The following is an 8,369-nucleotide window of genomic DNA, read 5'->3' as shown; positions in this document are numbered from 1 at the left end:
AACAGAATTGGTGGTAGACAATCATTCATGCGTTTGTCGTGCATCCGAAAAACGATCCGGTTGATTTCTATCCTGCATTTTGGTATGATAAAGGGAAGGAAAAAACATGATCCGCCAATCGGTCTATAGGCTTTGGCGGACCACAGAAAGGCTGGTATCTATTAATGGAAAATGTAACGTATATCGATCACCCGCTGGTACAGCACAAGATCTCCATGTTAAGAAAGAAGACCACAGGAACAAATGAGTTCCGTACTCTTGTTGAGGAGATCGCAACTCTGATGGGATATGAGGCACTCCGCGATCTCCCTCTGGAGGACGTTGAGGTCGAGACTCCGATCGAGACATGTATGACCCCGATGCTTGCAGGCAAGAAATTAGCCATCGTTCCGATCCTGCGCGCAGGTCTTGGAATGGTAAACGGTGTCCTTTCCCTCGTTCCGTCCGCGAAGATCGGTCATATCGGTCTCTACCGTGACGAGGAGACTCACGAGCCTCATGAGTATTTCTGCAAGCTTCCGAACCCGATTGAGCAGAGAACCATCGTTGTCACAGACCCGATGCTCGCTACCGGCGGTTCCGCAGTTGCAGCTATTGATTTCATCAAGCAGCACGGCGGAAAGCATATCAAATTTATGTGCATCATCGCTGCCCCGGAAGGTGTAAAGAGACTCCACGAGGCACATCCGGATGTACAGATCTATGTCGGACACCTTGACCGTGAATTAAACGAGAACGCATATATCTGTCCGGGTCTCGGAGATGCCGGAGACCGTATTTTTGGAACGAAGTAATTTAGGATTATAGGTTCCCATACTAAAAATAAAACCACGATATTTGTTAAAACTCAACATATGAGTTTATAGATAAATATCGTGGTTCTTTTTTTAATTATTGCATCTCATATTGCAGAAAAATCATCGCATGGATCGTTCTTTCACTGCCTCGTTCCTTTTGCAGTTATCAATTACTCCTGCACCTTCTTGGCAATCTCGCCCTGCTTCTTATAGATGGAATTCTCATCCACACATCCACGGACACTGGATAACGGGTAGATATTGCAGTTCCTTCCAATAACAGTTCCTGGATTCAGAACAGAACCGCAACCGATTTCCACGCAGTCACCGAGCATCGCACCAAATTTCTTGATCCCGGTCTCGATATCGCCGTCCTCCGCATGGACCTTCACGAGAAGCTTGTCGGACTTCACGTTTGAGGTGATGGAACCGGCTCCCATGTGGGCGCGGTAGCCTAGGATGGAATCTCCCACATAGTTGTAGTGCGGAACCTGGACCTTATCGAACAGGATCACATTTTTTAACTCCGTGGAGTTTCCAACGACGGCTCCCTCTCCGACTAAGGCATTTCCCCGGAGGAACGCGCAGTGGCGGACCTCTGTGTCCTTTCCGATAATGATATTCTCACCGAGGTATGCACTCGGCATCACCTTTGCGGTCTTATGGACCCATACGGTCTCCCCGCGCTTCTCGTACTCATCCTCTGGGAGTGTCTTTCCAAGTTCGAGGATAAACTCCTTGATATGGGCGAGTGCCTCCCAAGGGTAGGTAAACTGGCGGAGAAAATCCGCAGCCTGGGTGTGGGAAAGGTCATAAAGATCAACGATCTTAGTCTCTTCTTTTTTCATAATGATTCTCCAATCTGCCATCTTTTCAGACAGCATTCATTTACAGCCCGATCTCCGAAAGCATTTTCGATAAGCTTTTTGGCAAATGGCTGTATCATTGAAACAGATTTGTTGCTATTTTGTAACTGTTCAGCAGGTCTGTGCACTTGCTGCGCTGACCGCAAGAAAGCTTAGGCAGGAAGGTAAAAATCCTATCGGCGCAGCCGATTTGGGAATGGATTTTTGCACGTAACTGTGAAGGCACTGAGCAGTTACGCTATTTTTTATAGAACTGAGCCGCAGCGTCGAAATACGGCCGCAGCATATAGGCGTTGTTCGCCTGCTTGACGCCGTTTGTCCGGAGCGTCACAAAACGCTCAAGCTTTTCCATGTACTCATCCGGCGTGATGGTTCCCTCCGCCACATAGGTGAGGCCTTTTTCCCAGCTGGCCGTGAGTTCCGGGTTCAGGAGCTGCCGCATGGACGCCTGGCAGACATCGAAAACGATTTCCCCGAGAAGCGTCGGTGTGATGACCTGGGTCTTTTTCGCCAGCGCCAGATATTTGATGTTGAACAGTTTTTTTAAGATCTCCGCCCGGGTGGCGCTCGTGCCGATGCCGCTTCCCTTAATCTGGGACCGCAGGTACTCATCCTCGATGAGCTGGCCGGCGTTCTCCATGGCAAGGATCATGGAACCGGAGGTGTAGCGCTTCGGTGGAGATGTCTCACCTTCCTTGATATCAAATTTTAAAAGCTTTAATTTCTGTCCTTTTTTCAGACCGGACAGCATGGCAAGAAGATTCTTTGCCTTCTCATCATGACCCGGATCCAGTTCTTCCGTCTGGTTTTCCTGTCCTGCGCCGGAATTTTCCCCCCGGCTGTTTCCGGAAGTTTCTGTTTTTTTCTTGGACGGGACGTTCGCAACCTTCAGGTAACCCGCCTCCGCAAGAACCTTATAGACCGCGAAGAACTGTTCTCCCTGCTTTTCGATCTGCAGAGAAAACTTCTGGTAGACCGCAGGTGGATAAAAGATACTTAAAAAACGTCGTCCGATCAGTTCATACACCTTCGCGGCCAGCGGATTCAGACTTCTCAGCGCTCCAAATCCCTGTCCAGTCGGGATGATCGCGTAGTGGTCAGTGATCTGCTTATCGTTCACATATTTCGTCCCTGCGATCTGTTTCCAGGTTCCGCCGTCCAGCACCTTCGCGGCAAAGTCCGCGAGAGGTCCGAAATTCCGGAGTCCGCCGATATTCTTATAGATCTCCTTCGCCACCGCAGTGGAGAGAACTCTGGCGTCCGTTCGAGGGTAAGTCACCAGCTTTTTCTCATAGAGCTCCTGGATGATCTTTAAGGTCTCATCCGGGCTGATCTTGAACATCTTCGAACAGTCGTTCTGGATCTCCGCAAGGTTATATAAAAGCGGCGGATTTTTCGTCTCTTTTTTCTTATCAAGGGCGATGAGCGTTCCTTCCATCGGGTCGGCGCTTAAAAAGCGGATCAGCTCCTCCGCCGTCTTTTGTTCTTTAAATCCGTTTTCCTTATAAAGCGCCGGTGTGCCGAAGTATCTGGAGCCTTCCACCGCTCTCCATTCCGCCTCAATGACCGCAGTCTCATGATCCGGGACATCGAAGGAACCGATGACGCGGTAGAACGGAGTCTTCACAAATTCCCGGATTTCCCGTTCCCTGCGGACCACCATGCCGAGGACACAGGTCATCACACGGCCGACGGACAGCACCGCCCGCTTTTCCCTCATGTAGGACGCCACCGATGGGCCGTATTTTAAGGTAAGCACCCTGGAAAAATTAATGCCCATCAGATAATCTTCTTTTGCTCTAAGGTATGCGGATGCTGCAAGGTTGTCGTACTCCGCAAGGTCCTTCGCCTCCCGAACTCCACGGAGTATCTCATCCTCGGTCTGGGAGTCAATCCAGACACGGCGGCGGTTCTTTCCCTTTACACCGGCCATCTGTTCCACCAGGCGGTAGATGTACTCTCCCTCACGCCCGGAGTCAGTGCAGACATAGATCGTGTCCACGTCAGCCCGGTTTAAGAGCCCGCTCACGATCTTAAATTGTTTTTTTACATCGTCGATCACCTGGTATTTGAATGTCTTTGGGAGAAACGGCAGAGTTTCCATGCTCCAGCGTTTCAGGGCCGGATCGTAGGCGTCCGGGTAACTCATGGTCACCAGATGACCCACACACCAGGTCACGATAGCCTGGTCGGACTCAATATATCCGTCTCCTTTTCTCCCGGAAACCTTTAATGCCTTCGCAAATTCCTGCGCAACGCTGGGCTTCTCGGCGATAAATAATGCTTTTCCCATGAAACCTCTTTCCTGTTTATATTTACTTCACAGCTGCCGTGTGCCGGCAGAGCTGGGGGAATTTCTATATTCAAACAGTATTTTTATCTGTTTGCAAAGCCGCTATTTTTTCTTCTGCGGGAGTTCCGATAAAAGAACTGCCGCAAACATCAGCGCACATCCGACCAACATCTTCCCTGTCAGTACATCCTTTAAAAAGATCACGGAGAACAGAGTTCCGAACACCGACTCCATGGAAAGAAGGATCGCCGATGTAGATGCGCTCAGATATTTCTGGCCGCTGTTCTGTAAGAGATAAGCTACTGTTGTGGAGAAGACTGCAAGATACAGCAGTCCTCCAATTAAGCTCTTGTCCATCAGGACCGTAAAATCAAAGGATCCGTCAAGAAACGGTGCGCAGATCCAGTTAAAGATCGCCGCCGCAAGGATCTGGATCACCGTCAGGGCGATGGGATCATTGTGCTCCGTAAACTTATCGATTAACACCATGTGGACCGCGAACATCAGACCGCAGATCAGCGTCAGAAAATCTCCGTAATTGATTGAGAGATCTCCCTGCAGTGACAAAAGCGCAAGACCGACGACCGCAAGAAACGCGGCAGTGATATTCCGTCCAGTCGGTCTCTTTTTGCTGACGATCCAGTAGAGGAACGGCACGATGATAACATATAATGTGGTGATAAAGGCATTCTTGCTGGCTGTCGTGTACTTCAGGCCGTATGTCTGGAACTGATAGGACAGACATAGAAAGATGCCCAGGATCACACCACAGAGAATCGTCTCCCGGTCTGCTTTCATCATATTTTTATAGAACAGCAGAGCAAGCAGCACCGCAGACATGGAAAAGCGGACCGCCAGAAGGTAGGTCGGTGGGATCACGTCCACGGAGTTTTTCATAACCACGAAGGCAAATCCCCATATCATCGTCGTGAGGATCAATCCCAGAGATGCCAGGACCTTGATGCCGCGTTCACTTAAATTATTCATATCAAAAATTCCTTAATAGTTTTATGCAAAGTATCGTATATACTCCACAGCAATTCATAATCCGGAAGACAAAAATCCCATCGGCGCAGCCAATCTGGAATGGATTTTGCTTGTAACTATGAAGGGACTGAATAGTTGCCATTATTCTTCATAAATATAAAAATGGTATCCTGTCACAGACTTCCACTCTTTCCCAGCCTTCACGATCGGTGATGGGAAATGCGGCTTGTTGACTGCATCCGGAAAATTCTGGGTCTCAAAGCAGAACGCGGTTCTCGTGTGATAGAACGCCCCTTCTTTTCCGCTCTCCTGCTCCAGCCAGTTAGCCGTGTAAAACTGCACACCTGGCTGATCCGTGTAGACATCCATAGCCCTGCCGCTCTTCTCAGAGAATATCTGCGCGGAGAGACCGAATTCGCCGCGGATATGGGAGAGGCACCAGTTATGGTCATAACCGTGTCCCTTAACAAGCTGGTCGAAATCATCGTCGATCCGCTCTCCGATTACATGGAAATCCGTGAAATCCATCGGAGTTCCCTTTACTGGGCGAACCTCTCCAGTTGGGATCGATGTCTCATCGGACGGGGTGTAAAAATCAGCAAGAATTCGTGCTTTGTGGTCGAGGATGGAACCTCCGTTATTGCCGAGGAGGTTGAAATATCCATGGTTTGTCAGGTTCACCGGCGTGTCAGCATCGGAAAGGACACTGTATGTCAGCGTCAGCATATCCTCGTCTGTCAGCGTATATGTGACGGATACGATGGCGTTTCCCGGATATCCCTGATCTCCGTCCGGGCTCAGAAGTGTGAAGGTGACAGCGTTTTCCGCCTCTTCCTTCGCGTTCCAGAGACGTGCGTCATAATAATCCATACCGCTGTGCAGGTTGTTCGGGCCATTGTTCACCGCCAAGGTATACTCTTTTCCGTTCAGGGAGAATTTTCCCTTCGCGGTGCGGTTTGCGATCCGGCCCACAACGGATCCGAAATGTGGACCATTATTTAAATAACCAGCCGCGTCGTCAAATCCCAGCATCACATCGTCCGTAACCCCGTTTTTATCCGGAACGACCATGCGGACCCAGACGGCGCCGAGATCTGTGACGGATGCCTCGAGACCATTTTTATTTGTGATGGTGTAGAGACTTACCTCTCTTCCATCCGGCATTTCCCCAAAGTATTCTTTTTTCACTGACATAAAAATACCTCCTCAGTTTCGATCCTTATGAATAAGTACCGCTGATATGAAACAGCATCAGGTCATATACAGGCATATGTACTGATTCGCTGTCCGCGTAAAAAGGACCCGCACAAATAGCGGGCCCATAATTTACGTTCTGATCGACAAATGATAATCAATATCCGCCGATATTATCTTGCAGAAATATATCCCTGCTTTGTGAGAAGCTCTGCGCAGAGGACGGCTCCGCCTGCAGCACCGCGGACGGTGTTGTGGGACAGACCGATAAACTTCCAGTCATAGACGGTGTCTTCTCTTAAGCGGCCGATGGATACGCCCATTCCCTTCTCGAAATCAACGTCCAGCTTAACCTGCGGACGGTTGTCCTCTTCCATATACTGGATGAACTGCTTCGGCGCGCTCGGAAGCTCTAGCTCTTGCGGAAGTCCCTTGAAGTTTATAAGTTTTTCAATGAGCTGTTCCTTGGAAGCTTTCTTTCTGAATTTTACGAATACAGCAGCCGTGTGGCCATTTAATACCGGTACGCGGACGCACTGGCATGTGATCACCGGCTCTTTTGCCTTTACGATCACGCCGCCCTCTAAGTGCCCCCAGATTCTAAGCGGCTCCTGCTCGCTCTTCTCTTCCTCGCCGCCGATGTACGGGATCACGTTCTCTACCATTTCCGGCCAGTCCTTGAAGGTCTTTCCTGCTCCGGAAATAGCCTGATATGTAGTAGCGACTACCTCGTACGGCTCGAACTCTCTCCATGCACTGAGTGCCGGAGTGTAGCTCTGGATCGAACAGTTCGGCTTTACTGCGATAAATCCGCGGGTCGTGCCGAGTCTCTGCTTCTGGAACTTGATCACCTCAAAGTGATCCGGGTTGATCTCCGGAATTACCATCGGAACATCCGGCGTCCAGCGGTGAGCGCTGTTGTTGGAAACCACCGGAGTCTCTGTCTTCGCGTAAGCTTCCTCGATAGCGCGGATCTCTTCCTTTGTCATATCAACGGCGCTGAATACGAAATCAACGGTCTTGGATACCGCATCCACGTCATTTACATTCATAACAACTAAATTTTTAACTTTTTCCGGCATCGGAGTCGTCATTTTCCAGCGTCCTCCAACTGCCTCCTCATATGTTTTTCCTGCAGAACGCGGGCTGGCTGCCACGGTCGTCACTTCGAACCATGGATGATTCTCAAGGAGAGAGATAAATCTCTGTCCTACCATACCTGTTGCTCCAAGGATACCAACTCTAAGTTTCTTTTCCATCACACATATCTCCTCATCTCAGCCCGTCAGCCGGTATCAGCTGCCAGCCTGCCATTTTCCACCCGTCGCGGACATATGTCTCCATGTACGCAACACCCGTGTTGTTGTCTATCCTAACTCAAAACGACAAAAAATGCAAGTAGTAAATGGCATGAGTTTACCATACTAACGTATTAAATGTTACTGCTCACGCCTTGCGCAAACAATAACTGATATCAGTAACGGTTAAACGATTTCAAGTGCTACATGGATCATGTCAGCGAAGGATGTCTCGCGCTCCTCGGCTGTCGTCTTCTCGCCTGTCACCATAGAATCAGATACAGTCAGAATCGAAAGGGCGCGCGCCTTTGCGAGAGCCGCGTTTGCGTAGAGGGCCGCTGTCTCCATCTCCACTGCCAGTACACCCATATCCGCGAACTGGAGTCCGTCGTGTTTCTTTTTTTCCGGCTCATAGAACAGATCGGAAGTCAGGACGTTTCCAACGTGATATGGAAGGTTTTCCTGCTCTGCGTGGAAGACGGCTTTAATCAGGAGTCCGAAGTCCGCGATCGGCGCGAAATCTCCCGGGAGTCCGAATTCTCTCACATAATTCGTCTGTGCGCAGGCACCCATGGCGAAAACAAGGTCACGGATATGGACATCCTCGGAGATCGCCCCTGTGGTTCCCACACGGATCAGTGTCTTTACGCCGTATCCCTCGATGAGCTCGTGGGTGTAGATTCCAATGGACGGGCATCCCATTCCTGTTCCCATGACAGAGACAGGTTTATCACGGTAAAAACCGGTGTAACCAAACATATTTCTTGTAGCGTTGAACTGCTTTGCGCCCGCAAGGAAATTCTCAGCGATAAATTTTGCGCGGAGCGGATCACCCGGAAGTAAAATAGACGGCGCGATCTCACCCTGTTTTGCTGCAATATGAGGTGTTGGTGTGTTCATATAGGTTCCTCCTTTTCCCGGACAGGATCTGTCC

The 8,369-nt window shown here is 49.8% G+C and carries 7 protein-coding genes; 1 reads left to right on the top strand and 6 read right to left on the bottom strand.

All coding sequences use genetic code 11. The features are described from left to right. Positions 1-164: 164 nt before the first annotated feature. Positions 165-794 carry a uracil phosphoribosyltransferase gene (gene upp / locus DW826_RS14205; protein ID WP_015554563.1) on the top strand — a complete coding sequence of 210 codons (630 nt, stop codon included), beginning with the start codon at positions 165-167 and terminating at the stop codon, positions 792-794. 173 nt (positions 795-967) lie between these two features. Here the strand turns inward: upp and DW826_RS14200 are convergent, their stop codons facing one another. From DW826_RS14200 to deoD, 6 genes are all read right to left on the bottom strand, one after another. Beyond that, the gene (locus DW826_RS14200; RefSeq protein ID WP_117553061.1) at positions 968-1,645 is read right to left on the bottom strand and encodes a UDP-N-acetylglucosamine pyrophosphorylase; all 678 of its coding nucleotides are present in this window, start codon (positions 1,643-1,645) and stop codon (positions 968-970) included. Between the two features lie 256 nt (positions 1,646-1,901). Beyond that, positions 1,902-3,956, bottom strand: a complete 2,055-nt coding sequence (locus DW826_RS14195) for a DNA topoisomerase (RefSeq protein WP_117553059.1) — start codon at positions 3,954-3,956, stop codon at positions 1,902-1,904. Positions 3,957-4,058: 102 nt separating this feature from the next. Continuing rightward, positions 4,059-4,943, bottom strand: a complete 885-nt coding sequence (locus tag DW826_RS14190; protein ID WP_117553058.1) for a DMT family transporter — start codon at positions 4,941-4,943, stop codon at positions 4,059-4,061. A gap of 141 nt (positions 4,944-5,084) precedes the next feature. Beyond that, a complete protein-coding gene (locus DW826_RS14185; RefSeq protein WP_117553057.1) occupies positions 5,085-6,137 on the bottom strand; it encodes an aldose epimerase family protein in 1,053 nt (350 codons plus the stop codon). A 173-nt stretch (positions 6,138-6,310) separates the two neighbouring features. Next, entirely contained in the window at positions 6,311-7,396 is a 1,086-nt protein-coding gene (gene asd / locus DW826_RS14180) for an aspartate-semialdehyde dehydrogenase (RefSeq protein WP_117553056.1), read from the bottom strand. A gap of 225 nt (positions 7,397-7,621) precedes the next feature. Further along, a complete protein-coding gene (gene deoD / locus DW826_RS14175; RefSeq protein ID WP_117483703.1) occupies positions 7,622-8,335 on the bottom strand; it encodes a purine-nucleoside phosphorylase in 714 nt (237 codons plus the stop codon). Between the last annotated feature and the right edge of the window lie 34 nt (positions 8,336-8,369).

This window comes from Clostridium sp. AM34-11AC (genome assembly GCF_003435375.1).
Taxonomy (GTDB): domain Bacteria; phylum Bacillota; class Clostridia; order Lachnospirales; family Lachnospiraceae; genus Pilosibacter; species Pilosibacter fragilis.
The sequence above is the reverse complement of the archived record's forward strand: the minus strand, read 5'-3'. Positions and strand labels throughout refer to the sequence as shown.

Coding starts and splice junctions, on each gene's coding strand:
- upp (WP_015554563.1), top strand. CDS start 165: ATGGAAAATGTAACGTATATCGATCACCCGCTGGTACAGCACAAGATC.
- DW826_RS14200 (WP_117553061.1), bottom strand. CDS start 1,645: ATGAAAAAAGAAGAGACTAAGATCGTTGATCTTTATGACCTTTCCCAC.
- DW826_RS14195 (WP_117553059.1), bottom strand. CDS start 3,956: ATGGGAAAAGCATTATTTATCGCCGAGAAGCCCAGCGTTGCGCAGGAA.
- DW826_RS14190 (WP_117553058.1), bottom strand. CDS start 4,943: ATGAATAATTTAAGTGAACGCGGCATCAAGGTCCTGGCATCTCTGGGA.
- DW826_RS14185 (WP_117553057.1), bottom strand. CDS start 6,137: ATGTCAGTGAAAAAAGAATACTTTGGGGAAATGCCGGATGGAAGAGAG.
- asd (WP_117553056.1), bottom strand. CDS start 7,396: ATGGAAAAGAAACTTAGAGTTGGTATCCTTGGAGCAACAGGTATGGTA.
- deoD (WP_117483703.1), bottom strand. CDS start 8,335: ATGAACACACCAACACCTCATATTGCAGCAAAACAGGGTGAGATCGCG.